We start from the raw sequence: 14,137 nt of genomic DNA on the forward strand, positions 1-14,137 counted from the left end.
TGTGCCGGCGGGCTCAGCGCATCGCCATGTCGCGCGCCGCGTTCACCACTTCACCACGTGCACGTTGTTGAGCGTGCGGCCGAGGAAGCGCTCGCCGATGGTCTGGAAGCGGAGCGGCACGTCGGTGACGTAGAAATCGTAGCGCGGCTGGCCGGGACCCGGGTTGGCGAGATGCGTCTCGGCCAGCACCGCGGCGACCTGCTCGGCCATCGCCTCCGCGGAATCGACGAGGTTCACGGCGTCGCCGACCACCTGCCGCAGCAGCGGCTTCAGCAGCGGGTAGTGGGTGCAGCCGAGCACCAGCGTGTCGATGTGCTCGGCGAGCAGCGGCTTCATGTATTCCTGCGCGGTCAGGCGGGTGACTTCGTGGTCGAGCCAGCCTTCCTCCACGAGCGGGACGAACAGCGGACAAGCCTGCGAATGGATGCGCGAGTCGGGCGCGTAGTCGTGGATCGCGCGCGCATAGGCATTGCTGTTGATCGTCGTCGGGGTACCGATGACGCCGATTTTCCGGCCGCCGCGCGCCGACACCGCGCCGGCGTCGATCACGTCGAGCACCGGCACCGGCGAGAGGTCCTTGACCACCTGCGCGGCAACCGCCGCCATGGTGTTGCAGGCGATGACCAGCAGCTTGACCTCTTTCTCCAGCAGGAACTGCGCGATCTGCGTGGTGAAATGCGCGATCGTCTCGACGGACTTCACGCCATAGGGGACGCGCGCCGTGTCGCCGAAATACACGATGTTTTCAAAGGGCAGGCGCTCCATCAGCGCGCGCACCACGGTCAGCCCGCCGATGCCGGAATCGAATACGCCGATCGGGGAGTGTGCGTTCGTGGACATGGATGGCAGGATGGCGGAATGACAAAGCTGGCATTCTACCCGCTGGACCTGTTGCAGAAGCGCGTTTCGAGGCGCCGTTCCGCATGAGCGGCTGCGGCTGCAATTCGGCGTGCGACGCGGCGTCGCCGGACCCGGGCTACCGGCGCGCGCTGTGGGTCGCACTGGTGCTGAACGTGCTGATGTTCGGCGTCGAACTCGTTTCCAGCTTCTCGGCCCACTCGGTGTCGCTGCTGGCCGACGCGGTCGATTTCCTCGGCGACGCCGGCAACTACGGCGTGGCGCTGTTCGTGCTGGGGCTGGCGCCGGTGTGGCGCTCGCGCAGCGCGCTGTGGAAGGGGGCGCTGATGTTCGGATACGGACTGTTCGTGCTTGGCAAGACGGCGTGGCAGTGGTCGGCCGGTGTGGTGCCCGAGCCCGCGATCATGGGCTGGGTGAGTCTCATCGCGCTGGTGGTCAACCTTGGTGTCGCGGTCTTGCTCTATGCCCACCGCCAGGGTGATGCGCAGGCGCGCTCCGTGTGGCTGTGTTCGCGCAACGATGCGCTCGGCAACATCGCCGTGATGGGCGCGGCGGGTGCGGTGTGGGCGACCGGGCGGGGCTGGCCCGACATCGCCGTGGCGGTGGCGTTGGCGGCACTCGCGCTGACGTCGGGCGCGGCGGTGATTCGCCATGCGAAGGACGAATTGCGGGCCGGGGTGTAAGCGCGCCGCTCGCGTGGCGAGGGACGCCAGTTCGGACAGCAAGGGGCGAGTTGCTCACCCGTTTCGTGTCGGAAAACCTTACACCCGGCTTTCTCTCTCTCTCGAGAAAAACGCGACGAATCAGTTGCTTGCATGGGTTCTCCGGAAGTGTGCACGTTCCTTGCTTTCGCGCTGCGGAACAAGCAGACGCGCAGCGCCAGCCAAGCGCGCCCGGAAAACACATGGCCATTTCAAGAGGAGGATTCCATGCGCGCCACCCTGATCACGTCCACGCTTCTCGTCGCCGGCCTCATCTCCGGCGCTGCCCAGGCCGCCCTCGTCGACCGCGGCGGCGGCCTCATCTACGACACTGACCTCGACGTCACCTGGCTCAAGGACGCCAACTACGCCAAGACCAGCGGCTACGACGCCGACGGCCTGATGACCTGGAGCGAGGCCACCACCTGGGCCGCCAACCTCAGTTATTTTGATGCCGTGCGCAACGTCACCTACGCCGACTGGCGCCTGCCTACGAGCGATACCACCTGTGGAGCCTTCAACTGCTCCAACAGCGAAATGGGGCACCTGTTTTACAACGAATTGGGCGGTACCGGAGGGCAATCCATCCTGACCAGCGGCGATCCGGATCTGGCCAAGTTCACCAATTTCCGGAATAGCTTGTATTGGTCCGGTACGGAGTACGCGCCGGACCCAGCCTACGCGTTTGTCTTCGATACCAACTACGGCCTCCAGGGCGTCGGCTCTAAGTACGGTAGTACGTATGCATTGGCTGTTCGTCCCGGCGATGTCGCCGCCTTGCCGGAGGCGCAGACCTATGCGCTGATGCTGGCCGGCTTGGGGCTAGTCAGGTGGCGCGCGCGGCGGCGTGGGTGATTCGGTGCTTCAGCCCTTCGGGGGCGTGGGGGGCGGTAGCCCCCCATTTCGTTTTCAGTGCCCAGCGGACTGGCGTGCCAACGCCCACACCACGTGCTCCCGCACGGTGGCGGACGGGTGGTTCAGCTTCGCACTGAGCGCGGCGCGGATGTCGGGCGAGGGCGATGCGTTGCCCAGCGCGACGGCGATATTGCGCAGCCAGCGTTCGTGCCCGATGCGGCGGATCGGCGAGCCCGCCAGGCGTTCGTTGAAATCGGCCTCGCTCCAGGCGAACAGCTCGACCAGGCGCGCGCCGTCGAGCCCGTTCCTCACCGCGAAGTCCGGCAACTCGGCAGTTTGCGCGAAGCGGTTCCACGGACACACCAGCTGGCAGTCGTCGCAGCCGTAGATGCGGTTGCCGATCAGCGGCCGCAGTTCGGGCGGGATGCTGCCCTTCAGTTCGATGGTGAGATAGGAAATGCAGCGCCGCGCATCGAGCGAATAGGGCGCGACGATCGCCTGGGTGGGACAGACGTCGAGGCAGGCGCGGCAGGTGCCGCAGTGGCCGGCCTCCGGCGCATCCACCGGCAACGGCAGGTCGGTGTAGATCTCGCCGAGGAAGAACCACGAGCCGTGCTGCCGGTTCAGCAGCAGCGTGTGCTTGCCGCGCCAGCCGAGTCCGGATTGCGTGGCGAGCGCCACTTCCATCACCGGCGCGCTGTCGGTGAAGACGCGATAGCGATGCTCGCCGACAGCGGCGCTGATCTGGTCCGCGAGCGCCTGCAGGCGCTGGCGCAGCACCTTGTGGTAGTCGCGGCCGAGCGCGTAGCGCGACACGTAGGCCGCCTGTGCGTCGGCCAGCACGGTGTGCGGGTCGGCTCCCGCGGGGGGAAAATAGTCGAGCCGCGCGCTGATGATGCGTACGGTGCCGGGCACCAGTTCGGCCGGCCGGCTGCGCTTGGTGCCGTGCGCGGCCATATAATCCATTTCGCCATGAAAGCCCCGTTCCAGCCACGCCAGCAGGCCGGCTTCGGCCTCGGCGAGGTCGCCGTCGGAGATGCCTACCGCGGCGAAGCCGAGCGCGCGGCCCCATTGCTTGATTTGTTCCGCCAACCGGCTTAGATCGTGCGCATGCATAGAACCAATGATACCGTCCGCTGCCGCCGCCATCTTGCCGACGAGGCCGCGACGCTGGCGTTCGGCGCGCAGCTCGCGGCCTCGTTGCAGCCAGGGATGACGTTCTATCTCGAGGGAGACCTCGGGGCGGGGAAGACCACGCTGGTGCGCGGCGTCCTCCGCGCGCTGGGCTACGGCGGCCGCGTGAAGAGCCCGACCTACACGCTGGCCGAGACCTACAGCCTGCCTGCGTTTGAGTTGTATCATTTCGACCTGTATCGTATGCACGACCCGCGCGAATGGCTCGATGCCGGTTTTCGCGACGTCAGCGACGGCCGTGCGGTGAGCCTGATCGAGTGGCCCGAAAAGGCAGCCGGCTGGCTGCCGCCGCCCGACGTGGTGATCCGCCTGACGATCGCCGACGAGGCGCGCGATATCGAATGCGAGGCGGCGAGCCCGCGCGGCGCACAGTATCTGGAGACATGTTGCACGCACTGCTGAAACTCTTCCTGCTATGCGGCCTGCTGGCGTCGGGCTGGGCCCAGGCGGCCCAGCTCTCCGCCGTCCGCCTGTGGCCCTCGCCCGACTACACGCGGCTGACCCTGGAGGCACCGCAGGCCGTCGGCTACAAGTACTTCACGCTGTCCAACCCCGATCGCCTCGTGATCGATCTCGAGGATGTCGAGGCGGGGCCGGCGCTGGACGGTCTGGCGGCGCAACTGAGCCAGGACGACCCGTTCATCGGGGCGATCCGCGTCGGCATGAACCGGCCCGGCGTGATGCGCCTCGTGCTCGATCTGAAGAGCGCCGTCAAGCCTTCCGTGTTTCAGCTCGGCCCGCGCGGGCAGTACGGCAATCGGCTGGTCGTGGACCTCTATCCGGCCAAGGCGGACGTGCCTGCCCCCGACACAGCGCCACCGATGGCCGAGAGCGAGCGGCCGAAGGCGGGCAAGCCGGCGCGCCCGGAGGCGCCCCGCTTCGCGCGCCTGGTCACGGTCGCGGTCGACGCCGGCCACGGCGGCGAGGACCCCGGCGCCAGCGGCGCCAACGGCTCGCACGAGAAGGACATCACCCTGGCGCTGGCGAAGAAGCTCAAGCAGAGGATCGATGCGCAGGAGAACATGCGCGCCGTGCTGATCCGCGACGGCGACTACTTCGTGCCGCTCGGGCAGCGCGTCGTCAAGGCGCGCGCGCTGAAGGCCGACCTCTTCATGTCGATCCACGCCGACGCCTTCATCAAGCCGCATGCCCGCGGCTCGTCGGTGTTCGCCCTCTCCGAGAATGGCGCGACCTCGGTCGCCGCGCGCTGGCTGGCCAAGCGCGAGAACGATGCCGACCTGATCGGCGGGGTCAATGTCGATGTCAAGGATCCGTTCCTGAAGCGGACCCTGATCGACCTGTCACAGACCGCGACGATCAACGACAGCCTGAAGCTGGGGCGCGCGGTGCTGAAGGAGATCGGCACCATCAACACGCTGCACCGGGGCGAGGTCGAGCAGGCCGGTTTTGCCGTGCTGAAGGCGCCTGACATTCCCTCGATCCTGATCGAGACCGCCTTCATCTCGAATCCTGACGAAGAAAAACGCCTGAACGACCCGGCCTACCAGGACAAGCTGGTCGACGCCATCGTCGAGGGCGTCAAGGATTACTTCGACAAGCATCCGTTGACTGCGCCGTCGCGGCTGACGCGCAATCCATGACCGCGAGCCTGCTCGGGCCGGCGGCCCCGGGCTTCGACCGGCCGCTCGACGTCCTGGAAGCCTGCCATGGCCGCATCGCCCGGCAGTGCGACACCCTCGACCGGCTGCTGGCGCATCTTCCCGGCCATGGGGCGGACCGCCAGGCGCAGCAGGCCGCACGCGCGGTGCTGGCCTACTTCGACACCGCCGGCGTACATCACCACGACGACGAGGAGCGCAACCTGTTTCCGCTGCTGGAAGAGGCTGGCGCAGCGGGGACGTGCGACCTGGTCGAGGCGCTGACGCTCGAGCACGACGAGCTGGCGCTGTTGTGGCAGCATCTGCGCATCCAGCTCGCGCCGATCGCCGAGGGCCGGGCGGCTGACCTGGACGCCCCGCTCACGCAGCGGTTCATCGCCCTCAACCGCAGCCATCTCGACTTCGAAAACGCGCACGTCCTGCCGCTCGCCCGCGCCGTTCTGGACGCGGCGGCCCGCGAGCGGCTGGGGCGCGCGATGGCGGCGCGGCGCCGGGTGCCGTTTCCGGAGGCGCCGTGAGCATCCGCGTCCTGCCCGACGTCCTCATCTCGCAGATCGCCGCCGGCGAGGTGGTCGAACGCCCTGCGTCGGCGTTGAAGGAGATGCTGGAGAACAGTCTCGACGCCGGCGCGACGGAAATCCAGGTCGAGCTCGAGCAGGGCGGCATCAAGCGGATTCGCGTTTCCGACAACGGCAGCGGCATTCCACGCGACGAACTGGTGCTCGCACTGACGCGCCACGCCACCAGCAAGATCGCGAGTCTTGCCGATCTCGAGCAGGTCGCGAGCCTGGGTTTCCGCGGCGAGGCCCTGGCCTCGATCGCCGCGATCGCGCGGGTGCAGCTGGTGAGCCGCGGTGCGGGCGATGCGCATGCCTGGGCGATCCAGGCTGAGGGCGGCCGCCTCGAGGCATCGTCCCCCGCCGCGCGCGGGCAGGGGACGACGATCGACATCCAGGACCTGTTCTTCAACACGCCGGCGCGGCGCAAGTTTCTGAAAACCGAGGCGACCGAGTACGCGCACTGCGCCGAAACCGTCCGGCGGCTGGCGCTGGCCCATCCGCAGGTCGCGTTCACGCTCGCGCACAACGGCCGCACGCAGCTGCGCCTCGGCACCGAATCCGCGGTCGCGCGCGTGCGCCACGTACTGGGCGATGCATTCGAGACGAACGCCATCGCCGTCGAGGCGGCGGCGGGGCCGCTGCGCGTGTCGGGCTGGGTCGTGCGACCCGCCGCCGCGACGGCCAGCCGCGACGGCCAACACATCTTCGTCAATGGCCGCTACGTGCGCGACAAGCTGATCGTGCATGCGCTGAAGGAAGCCTACCGCGACGTCCTGCACCATCAGCTCAACCCGGCCTACTGCCTGTTCGTCGAATTGCCGCCGGAGGCCGTCGACGTCAACGTGCACCCGGCCAAGACCGAGATCCGCTTCCGCGACGGCCGTGGGGTGCACCAGTTCCTGTTCCACGCGGTCGAGCGCATGCTGGCCGCGCCGGTGACGGCGGACAGCGGGCCGGCCGCGGTACCGGCGGCGCGTCCGGCGTGGACGCCGCCGCAGCAGGCGAGCATGCCCTTGCAGGTCGCCGAGGCCATGGCACTCTATGCGCCGCTTGCCGCGCACGCGTTGAGTGGCGCGCCGCCTGCGTCGCAAGCGGCAGAACTCGGCGGTCTGGATTCAGTGCGTGCGGTTGCGACTGTGGCGCAGCCCTTGCCGGCGGCGTGCGAGGGTGACGTGCCGCCGTTGGGCTACGCACTGGGCCAGCTGCACGGGGTCTACGTGCTGGCGCAGAACGCCCACGGGCTGGTGCTGGTCGACATGCACGCGGCGCACGAGCGCGTCGTCTACGAGAAGCTCAAGTCCGCGCTCGACGCCCGTGCAGTGCCGGCGCAGACGCTGCTGATTCCGGTCGCGCTGACGGTCGATGCGCGCGACGTCGCGGAGATCAGCCCGCATCTCGACGCACTTGCGGAGATCGGCTTCGAGCTGTCGGTGAGCTCGCCGACTTCGGTTGCGGTGCGGTCGGTGCCATGGCTGTTGAAGGATGCCGACCCCGTCGAACTGACCCGCGCGGTGCTCGCCGAAGTCGCCGAGTACGGCGTCGGGCGGCTGCTGGCCGAGCGGCGCAATGAACTGCTGGCGACGCTCGCCTGCCACGGCGCGGTGCGCGCCAACCGGCGCCTGACGCTGCCGGAAATGAACGCGCTGCTGCGCGAGATGGAGGCGACCGAGCGCGCCGCGCAGTGCAACCACGGGCGCCCGACCTGGTTCCAGCTGAGCCTGCGGGAGCTCGACGCGATGTTCATGCGCGGCCGCTGAAGGTCGGTCTCTGCTAGAATTCCGAGTTATTTAGTCAGGTATTACCGAGGTCCCCCATGAGCGAATCCTCTCCCCGCAAGACCATTCCCATCCAGGACATCAACGAGGCAAGCAACTGCGCCGGCTCCGAGCCCTATGCCCTGATGGTGCTGGGCGACTCGATGCTGCCCGAGTTCGAGGAGGGCGAGATCATCGTCGTCGAACCCTCGGGCCTGGTGAAGGACGGGTCCTATGTCGTTGCCTACGTCAACGACGAGTACATCTTCCGGCAGATCGTGAAGCGCGACGGCGGCTGGATGCTGAAACCGCTCAATCCGCTGTACGAGAACATCCCCGTCGACGACATCGGCGTCGCCCGGGGCGTGGTCATCATGAAGAAGCGCCCGGGCAGGCGCAGCGAACAGAAGCGCTACGTGTGATTCCGGAAGGGATTGACAAACGGCGAACGGCGTCTCGGTGCCGTAATTCAATTCGTTTATGAATAAATTAACCCTACTAATAAAGTAGTTGACTAATTCACTCAGGTATCTAGACTGGGATCGTGTCCAACGTTCCCGAGAGGAGAAATGACCATGAGTGGATTGATCGCAAACTTCCCGTCCGACGGCATCGTGACCGTCAACCGGGTGATTCTGAAGCCGGAGTACACGGTCGACGACCTTCAGGAGCGGGTGGCGTTCCTGTGCGAGAACGTGAAGACCTACCATTCGGACACCGGCTTCGTCGGCGGCTTCGTCGCATTGAATTCCGGCCAGGTCTCGAACGAAGGCTCGACCATCGGCCAGGCCGTCGGAAGCCCGCTGAAAGGCCGGGAAGCGCTGATCGTGACGTTCTGGACCGACTTCGAGAGCCACGAGAAGTCGCACCGTTCGGAAACCTTCCAGCCGCTGTTCCGGAGAGCGCTGGAACTGTGCGAGAACGGCAACGAGGAAATCGCCTACGAGATGCTGTGGTCCGGCAAGGCCTACGGCCCGGAGGAAATCGAGGCCGCACGCAAGGCCAAGGCACATTACGCGCATGCGGCCTGACGGACGCGGTTCAGCAAAAAACGGCGGGGAGACCCGCCGTTTTTTCTTGTGGGGCAGCCTGAAGCCCTGTCAGAAGGCCCGCAGGTAGCGCAGGCCGATGTGGTCGATGCCCTCGTTCTCGCCGCTCACGATCCACTTGTGCGACATGTGGTCGTAGAGGAGCGAGACGGTCGCCTGCGGCCCGATCCGGTAGCCGGCCTCCAGGCCCAGGCGGGGCAGGAAGCGGGTGCCGAAGCCGCAATCGCTGTAGAGATCGCAGCGGACCGGATCCTTGTGGAGCGGGCCGTTGTGGACCGCAACGCCGAGCAGTGCATCGACGAAGCCCTTCGGTTGCTCGTGCAGGCGAAAGCCGAGACCGGCGTATGCCGCACTGGTCTCGCCGGCAAAGTTCGCCGTCACCCCCAGGTGGGCGCGTGGCGAGCCTGGAAAGGCCAGCGGCGCGAACTGCACCTCCAGGTTCAGGTCGACGCCATCCTCGTTGTGGTCGCTGAACGGGCCATGGTCGTGCGCCAGCACGCCAATCGCCAGCGTTCTTTCCGCATGGCCGCCCGACTCCTTCGCCTGGACGGGGCCATGGAGGCCAACGCTCAGGGCCAATCCCAGAAGCCTGCCTGCTCGACGTGCAAGCAATCGATGCTTCATTTCCGGTTCTGTACTGAATGACTGGCTTCGCATAATGGCTCGGTGTCAGGCCGCTTCTTCCATGGCTCGCACATATTGTCCGTCGCGCGCCAGGCCGTTGAGGCGGCAGCGCTTGAGGAGCGCCCGCTGTGCGGCGGCGACATGGATTTCCTGCCCCCTCCAGGCGGCCAGCACCGGTGCCTGCAGCGCCCGTCCATACGAGAAGCTGACCTGCCACGGGTGTGCCCCCATCGCGTTCATGGCGTTCAGATGGTCGGTGGCGTCTTCCGCGCTCTGCCCGCCCGAGAGGAACACGATCCCCGGTACTGCCGCCGGCACGTAACGCTTCAGACAACGGATGGTGGTTTCTGCCACTGCCTGCACGCCGGCCTGCTGCACACTTTTCTTGCCGGCGATCACCATGTTCGGCTTCAGCAGCATGCCCTCGAACTGCACGCGGTGGAAATCCAGTTCGGCGAACACCGCCTGCAGCACCTGCGCCGTCACCACCTCGCAGCGCTCGATACCGTGGGCGCCGTCCATCAGCACTTCCGGCTCCACGATCGGCACCAGCCCGGCCTCCTGGCATAGCGCAGCGTAGCGCGCCAGCGCGTGGGCATTGGCGCGGATGCCGAACGCCGAGGGAAGATCGCGTTCGTCGATCTCGATCACCGCCCGCCACTTGGCGAACTGGGCGCCCAGCTGCTTGTATTCGGCGAGCCGCTCGCGCAGGCCGTCGAGGCCCTCGGTCACCTTGTCGCCGGGGCAGAGGGCCAGCGCCTTGGCGCCCTGGTCGACCTTGATGCCCGGAATGATGCCGCGGCCCGCCAGCAGTTTGGGAAAGGGGACGCCCTCGCGCGTGCACTGGCGCAGGGTTTCGTCGAACAGGATGACGCCACCGACATAGCGTTCGATGCCGTCGGCGGTGAACAGGATTTCGCGGTAGCGCCGGCGGTTTTCCTCGGTGGATTCGACCTGGATGCTGTCGAAACGCTTCTTGATGGTGGGGCTGCTTTCGTCCGCAGCCAGTACGCCTTTCTGCCTGGCGACAATGGCGTTCGCCACGGACTTGAGTTCGTCTAGGTTCATCGGTTGCGACCCTCCGGTAGGGATAAGAGAGCAGGGACCCGCTATTGCCCCGCATGTTCACTCTAGACCCTGATCTCTGCGCTTCATCCAGGATTCGCCCGCGCGACCGCACGTGGCGCCCGGCAGGCTGGGGGATAATCGTCCCCATGCCTCCTCCCAGCGTTTCCCCCGCCATTTTCCTCATGGGCCCGACCGCCTCGGGCAAGACCGCGCTCGCGGTGGCGCTCGTCGAGCGTTTTCCCCTCGAGATCATCAGCGTCGATTCGGCGCTGGTGTATCGCGGCATGAACATCGGCACGGCCAAGCCGGACGCCGCCACGCTGGCGCGCGCGCCGCATCATCTGCTCGACATCCGCGATCCCGACCAAACCTATTCGGCCGCTGCCTTTCGCGAGGACGCCCTGCGGCTGATGGCCGACATCGTCGCGCGCGGCAAGGTGCCGTTCCTGGTGGGCGGCACGATGCTGTATTTCCGCGCGCTGCTGCAGGGGCTGGACGACCTGCCGCGCGCCGACGCGGACGTGCGCAGGCAGCTCGACGCCGAGGCGGCGGCGCGCGGCTGGCCGGCCCTGCACGCCGAACTCGCCCGGATCGATCCGGTCACCGCGGCGCGCCTCGCGCCCAACGATTCGCAGCGCATCGGCCGTGCACTCGAGATCTACCGGCTGACCGGCAGACCGATGGCGTCGCTTCTCGCGCGCGCGCAGGCTGAATTGCCCTATCGGCTGCTGCAGCTCGCATTGGTGCCGTCCGATCGCGCGGTGCTGCACGAACGCATCGCGGCGCGCTTCGACACCATGCTCGCCGCGGGCTTCGTCGACGAAGTCGAGCGGCTGCGCCGCCGCTACGCGCTGACGCCCGATCTCCCGTCGATGCGTGCGGTCGGCTATCGCCAGGCGTGGGCCTATCTCGACGGCGAAATCGACCTGACGCAGCTGCGCGAGCAGGGCATCGCCGCGACGCGCCAGCTCGCCAAGCGCCAGCTGACGTGGCTGCGCTCCTGGCCGGATGCGGTCGTGCTCGATTGCCTGGCGGCGGATGTGGAGGTGCAGGCGGCCGCTGCAGCGGCCCGGCATCTGGGGCGCATGGGCTGAAGTCGGGTCCCGAGGGTCGCGCGCCGGCGCGGCTCAGTCGACCGAGGTCGACTCGACCCGGGTGCGGGCGCGGCCGCGATGAAGGCGGAGGTCGAGCGTGTCGCCCGCCGCGAGCGTGGCTGCGTCCTGCACCACGCGGCCGTCCTGCCGCTGTACGATCGCGTAGCCGCGCGCCAGCACGCCGTCGGGATTGAGATGGGCGAGGCTGCTCGTCAGACGCGCCAGGGTGAGCCGGCGCCGCGCAAGCGCGCTCTCGACGGCGCGGCCGCTGCGACCGGCCAGCGCGGCGAGCCGCTGCTGTTCGCGCTGAACCGCGTGCCGCGGCGTCACCAGCTGCTGGGCGAACCGCGCCATGCGCAGCGCTTCGCGTGTCAGGCGTGCCCGCAGGCCGTTCCGCAGGCGCAGCGCCAGCTGGTCAAGGCCGTCGCGCTGGCGTCGCAGCTGTTCCGCCGGATGCACCAGGCGCCGCGCCAGATAGTCCAGGCGCTGCATCTCGCCGTGCTGCCTGCGTGCATGGTGACGATGCAGCTGGCGGGCCAGTTGCCCGAGCTGCAGAAGCAGTTCCCGTCGCACCGGGCTCGCGAGCTCGGCCGCCGCCGTGGGGGTCGGCGCGCGCAGGTCGGCGGCGAAGTCGGCAAGGGTGAAGTCGGTTTCGTGGCCGACGCCGCTCACCACCGGGATCGGGCTCGCCGCGATCGCGCGCGCCACGGCCTCGTCGTTGAAGCCCCACAGGTCCTCGAGCGAGCCGCCGCCGCGGCATACCAGCAGGACGTCGCATTCGGCGCGTGCGCCGGCGGTCCGGATCGCCCCGGCGATCTGCGCGCCGGCCCCGGCGCCCTGCACGGGCGTCGGGTAGAGGATCACCGGCAGGCCCGGCATGCGCCGCGCCAGCGCCGTGAGCACATCATGCAGCGCCGCCGCCTGGGGCGACGTCACGATGCCGAGCCGGCGCGGAAAACGGGGCAGGGCGCGCTTTTTCGCGGGATCGAAGAGGCCTTCGGCTTCCAGCTTGGTTTTCAGTCTGAGGAAGGCCTCGTAGAGGCGGCCGGCACCGGCACGCCGGATCTGCTCGGCGCCGAGCTGGAACTCGCCGCGCGCCTCGTACAGCGACGGCAGCGCGCGGACTTCGACATGGTCGCCGTTGGCCGGCGTGAAGCCGGCGAACTGGTTGCGCCCGCGGAACATTACGCAGCGCACCTGTGCGGCGGCGTCCTTCAGCGAGAAATACCAGTGTCCCGACGCGGCGCGGGTGAAGTTGGAGACTTCGCCCTCCACCCAGAGGAGCGGCAATTGTGACTCGAGCGCGCGCCGTGCCATGCGGTTGAGCTCACTCACCGTGAGTACGGGCAGGGGGGAAGGGCTGTCGGAGAGATCGTCCGCAAGATCCATGGCCGCGAGCATAGCTGGTTCCTTCCGCTACCGTTCATGCACAGCCTTCAAAAACGGTACAAAAAAAACCGATGACCCTATTGACGGCGGGCGCTATTTTATAAGTCATTGATATTAAACGGGATGGGGGGTTGTCTACTTTTTGGGCCGCGCAGCTTTTTCCTTTGGCGGCGGGCGTTTGCGGGGACCGTTCGCGCGTTTCGCACAGACTTATCCACACCTATTGTGGAGAACTCGCGCAGCCGGCCAAAAACGCCGTCCATCGCAATTGGTGCTTGCCGAAACCCGCGCGTGAGCGCTACATTTCGCCTGATTGCTTTATCGGGAGTCGTATCCAGTGCTTGCCATCATCGAGGCGGCCGGTTGGCCGGTCTGGCCGTTGATCCTGGCGTCGGTCCTTGCCGTCGCCATCATCATCGAGCGCGCCTACAGCTTGCGTTCCCAGGAAGTCGCGCCCGCGGGCCTGCTGCCTGAGACGATCAAGGTCTATCAGGAACGCGGCGTCACCCAGGAGCTCGTGACGCATCTGGCCGAAGGGTCGCCCATGGGACGTATCTTCGCCACCGCGCTGCGGAATGCAGCGAACTCGCGCGAGGTCATGAAGGAATCGATCGAGGAATCCGGGCGCGCCGTGACGCATGAACTCGACCGTTTCCTGACCTCGCTCGGGACGATCGCCAGCATGGCTCCGCTGCTCGGCCTGCTCGGCACGGTGATCGGCATGATCGAGATCTTCGGCGCGCAGACCGGCACCGGCACCAATCCGGGCCAGCTTGCGCACGGCATCTCGATCGCGCTCTACAACACCGCGTTCGGCCTGATCGTGGCGATTCCGGCGATGATCTTCTACCGCTATTTCCGCGCCAAGGTGGAGTCGCTCGTCGTCGACATGGAGCAGCAGGCGATCAAGCTGGTCGAAATCGTGCATGGCGACCGGAAGTAGATCGACATGAATTTTCGCAAGGGCCGCCGCGAGGACTATCCGGAAATCAACTTGATTCCGTTCATCGACATCCTGCTCGTCATCGTGATCTTCCTCGCCGTGACGACGACCTATGCGCGCTTCGCCGACCTCAAGATCAACCTGCCCTCGACCAGCGCACAGCAGACGCCGACGCCACCCAAGCAGATCGACGTGGCGGTGGCCGAGGACGGCCGCTACCAGATCGACGACACGCCGATCGGCGATGCCTCGGTCGACCAGCTCGCCGCCGCGTTGAAGAAGGCTGCCGCCAACCGCAGCGACGTCGTCGTGGTGATCGACGCCGATGCGCAGGCGACGCATCAGTCCGTGGTGAACGTGATGGAAGCCGCGCGCCGCGAAGGGCTGACCCGCATCACCTTCGCCACCCAGACCGCCCAGTAGCGGGCA

General features: G+C 67.3%; 16 protein-coding genes. 11 read left to right on the forward strand and 5 right to left on the reverse strand.

Annotated features, from left to right (window positions below; all coding sequences use genetic code 11):
• Nucleotides 1-42 precede the first annotated feature (42 nt).
• Entirely contained in the window at nt 43-840 is a 798-nt protein-coding gene (gene murI / locus VA613_RS05660; protein WP_324780886.1) for a glutamate racemase, read from the reverse strand.
• An 83-nt stretch (nt 841-923) separates the two neighbouring features.
• On the opposite strand from murI, the gene VA613_RS05665 reads away from it, so the two are divergent.
• Nucleotides 924-1,541: a cation transporter gene (locus tag VA613_RS05665; protein WP_324780887.1), complete on the forward strand. Its 618-nt coding sequence runs from the start codon at nt 924-926 to the stop codon at nt 1,539-1,541.
• A 246-nt stretch (nt 1,542-1,787) separates the two neighbouring features.
• Nucleotides 1,788-2,414, forward strand: a complete 627-nt coding sequence (locus VA613_RS05670) for an Lcl domain-containing protein (RefSeq protein WP_324780888.1) — start codon at nt 1,788-1,790, stop codon at nt 2,412-2,414.
• Between the two features lie 54 nt (nt 2,415-2,468).
• Here the strand turns inward: VA613_RS05670 and queG are convergent, their stop codons facing one another.
• The gene (queG, locus tag VA613_RS05675; protein ID WP_324780889.1) at nt 2,469-3,530 is read right to left on the reverse strand and encodes a tRNA epoxyqueuosine(34) reductase QueG; all 1,062 of its coding nucleotides are present in this window, start codon (nt 3,528-3,530) and stop codon (nt 2,469-2,471) included.
• Between queG and tsaE the strand changes: the two genes are divergently transcribed.
• From tsaE to VA613_RS05705, 6 genes are all read left to right on the forward strand, one after another.
• The gene (gene tsaE, locus VA613_RS05680; RefSeq protein ID WP_324780890.1) at nt 3,525-4,010 is read left to right on the forward strand and encodes a tRNA (adenosine(37)-N6)-threonylcarbamoyltransferase complex ATPase subunit type 1 TsaE; all 486 of its coding nucleotides are present in this window, start codon (nt 3,525-3,527) and stop codon (nt 4,008-4,010) included. The two genes, queG and tsaE, sit on opposite strands and share 6 nt — an antisense overlap.
• On the forward strand, nt 3,992-5,209 hold the full coding sequence (locus VA613_RS05685) for an N-acetylmuramoyl-L-alanine amidase (protein WP_324780891.1): 1,218 nt from the start codon (nt 3,992-3,994) through the stop codon (nt 5,207-5,209). The genes tsaE and VA613_RS05685 overlap by 19 nt, the downstream gene beginning before the upstream one ends.
• Nucleotides 5,206-5,745: a hemerythrin domain-containing protein gene (locus tag VA613_RS05690; protein WP_324780892.1), complete on the forward strand. Its 540-nt coding sequence runs from the start codon at nt 5,206-5,208 to the stop codon at nt 5,743-5,745. Before VA613_RS05685 ends, VA613_RS05690 begins: the two co-directional genes overlap by 4 nt.
• Nucleotides 5,742-7,544, forward strand: a complete 1,803-nt coding sequence (mutL, locus tag VA613_RS05695) for a DNA mismatch repair endonuclease MutL (RefSeq protein ID WP_324780893.1) — start codon at nt 5,742-5,744, stop codon at nt 7,542-7,544. Before VA613_RS05690 ends, mutL begins: the two co-directional genes overlap by 4 nt.
• Before the next feature lie 56 nt (nt 7,545-7,600).
• Nucleotides 7,601-7,963, forward strand: coding sequence for a S24 family peptidase (locus VA613_RS05700; RefSeq protein WP_324780894.1), 363 nt, complete (start codon nt 7,601-7,603; stop codon nt 7,961-7,963).
• A 153-nt stretch (nt 7,964-8,116) separates the two neighbouring features.
• A complete protein-coding gene (locus tag VA613_RS05705) occupies nt 8,117-8,572 on the forward strand; it encodes a ligand-binding protein SH3 (RefSeq protein ID WP_324780895.1) in 456 nt (151 codons plus the stop codon).
• Between the two features lie 69 nt (nt 8,573-8,641).
• Here VA613_RS05705 and VA613_RS05710 read toward each other — a convergent pair whose 3' ends face one another.
• A complete protein-coding gene (locus VA613_RS05710; RefSeq protein ID WP_324780896.1) occupies nt 8,642-9,169 on the reverse strand; it encodes an acyloxyacyl hydrolase in 528 nt (175 codons plus the stop codon).
• A 90-nt stretch (nt 9,170-9,259) separates the two neighbouring features.
• A complete protein-coding gene (locus VA613_RS05715; protein WP_324780897.1) occupies nt 9,260-10,282 on the reverse strand; it encodes a class I fructose-bisphosphate aldolase in 1,023 nt (340 codons plus the stop codon).
• A gap of 146 nt (nt 10,283-10,428) precedes the next feature.
• Here VA613_RS05715 and miaA point away from each other — a divergent pair, with 146 nt between their 5' ends.
• Entirely contained in the window at nt 10,429-11,376 is a 948-nt protein-coding gene (gene miaA, locus VA613_RS05720; RefSeq protein ID WP_324780898.1) for a tRNA (adenosine(37)-N6)-dimethylallyltransferase MiaA, read from the forward strand.
• 33 nt (nt 11,377-11,409) lie between these two features.
• Here the strand turns inward: miaA and xseA are convergent, their stop codons facing one another.
• On the reverse strand, nt 11,410-12,765 hold the full coding sequence (gene xseA / locus VA613_RS05725; RefSeq protein WP_407702881.1) for an exodeoxyribonuclease VII large subunit: 1,356 nt from the start codon (nt 12,763-12,765) through the stop codon (nt 11,410-11,412).
• Between the two features lie 337 nt (nt 12,766-13,102).
• Between xseA and VA613_RS05730 the strand changes: the two genes are divergently transcribed.
• Together VA613_RS05730 and VA613_RS05735 are read left to right on the forward strand one after the other, a co-directional pair.
• Nucleotides 13,103-13,708 (forward strand): MotA/TolQ/ExbB proton channel family protein, encoded by a 606-nt coding sequence (locus VA613_RS05730; protein ID WP_324780900.1) that lies wholly within the window; start codon nt 13,103-13,105, stop codon nt 13,706-13,708.
• Between the two features lie 6 nt (nt 13,709-13,714).
• Nucleotides 13,715-14,131 (forward strand): ExbD/TolR family protein, encoded by a 417-nt coding sequence (locus VA613_RS05735; protein ID WP_324780901.1) that lies wholly within the window; start codon nt 13,715-13,717, stop codon nt 14,129-14,131.
• Nucleotides 14,132-14,137 lie beyond the last annotated feature (6 nt).

It is taken from the genome of Thiobacillus sp. SCUT-2 (genome assembly GCF_035621355.1).
Classification (GTDB): domain Bacteria; phylum Pseudomonadota; class Gammaproteobacteria; order Burkholderiales; family Thiobacillaceae; genus Thiobacillus; species Thiobacillus sedimenti.

What these genes read in the sequence shown, in the direction of transcription:
- VA613_RS05700 (WP_324780894.1), top strand. Translation starts at nt 7,601, where the DNA reads ATGAGCGAATCCTCTCCCCGCAAGACCATTCCCATCCAGGACATCAAC.
- murI (WP_324780886.1), bottom strand. Translation starts at nt 840, where the DNA reads ATGTCCACGAACGCACACTCCCCGATCGGCGTATTCGATTCCGGCATC.
- VA613_RS05690 (WP_324780892.1), top strand. Translation starts at nt 5,206, where the DNA reads ATGACCGCGAGCCTGCTCGGGCCGGCGGCCCCGGGCTTCGACCGGCCG.
- VA613_RS05715 (WP_324780897.1), bottom strand. Translation starts at nt 10,282, where the DNA reads ATGAACCTAGACGAACTCAAGTCCGTGGCGAACGCCATTGTCGCCAGG.
- miaA (WP_324780898.1), top strand. Translation starts at nt 10,429, where the DNA reads ATGCCTCCTCCCAGCGTTTCCCCCGCCATTTTCCTCATGGGCCCGACC.
- VA613_RS05705 (WP_324780895.1), top strand. Translation starts at nt 8,117, where the DNA reads ATGAGTGGATTGATCGCAAACTTCCCGTCCGACGGCATCGTGACCGTC.
- queG (WP_324780889.1), bottom strand. Translation starts at nt 3,530, where the DNA reads ATGCATGCGCACGATCTAAGCCGGTTGGCGGAACAAATCAAGCAATGG.
- VA613_RS05670 (WP_324780888.1), top strand. Translation starts at nt 1,788, where the DNA reads ATGCGCGCCACCCTGATCACGTCCACGCTTCTCGTCGCCGGCCTCATC.
- VA613_RS05685 (WP_324780891.1), top strand. Translation starts at nt 3,992, where the DNA reads ATGTTGCACGCACTGCTGAAACTCTTCCTGCTATGCGGCCTGCTGGCG.
- VA613_RS05665 (WP_324780887.1), top strand. Translation starts at nt 924, where the DNA reads ATGAGCGGCTGCGGCTGCAATTCGGCGTGCGACGCGGCGTCGCCGGAC.
- xseA (WP_407702881.1), bottom strand. Translation starts at nt 12,765, where the DNA reads ATGGATCTTGCGGACGATCTCTCCGACAGCCCTTCCCCCCTGCCCGTA.
- tsaE (WP_324780890.1), top strand. Translation starts at nt 3,525, where the DNA reads ATGCATAGAACCAATGATACCGTCCGCTGCCGCCGCCATCTTGCCGAC.
- VA613_RS05735 (WP_324780901.1), top strand. Translation starts at nt 13,715, where the DNA reads ATGAATTTTCGCAAGGGCCGCCGCGAGGACTATCCGGAAATCAACTTG.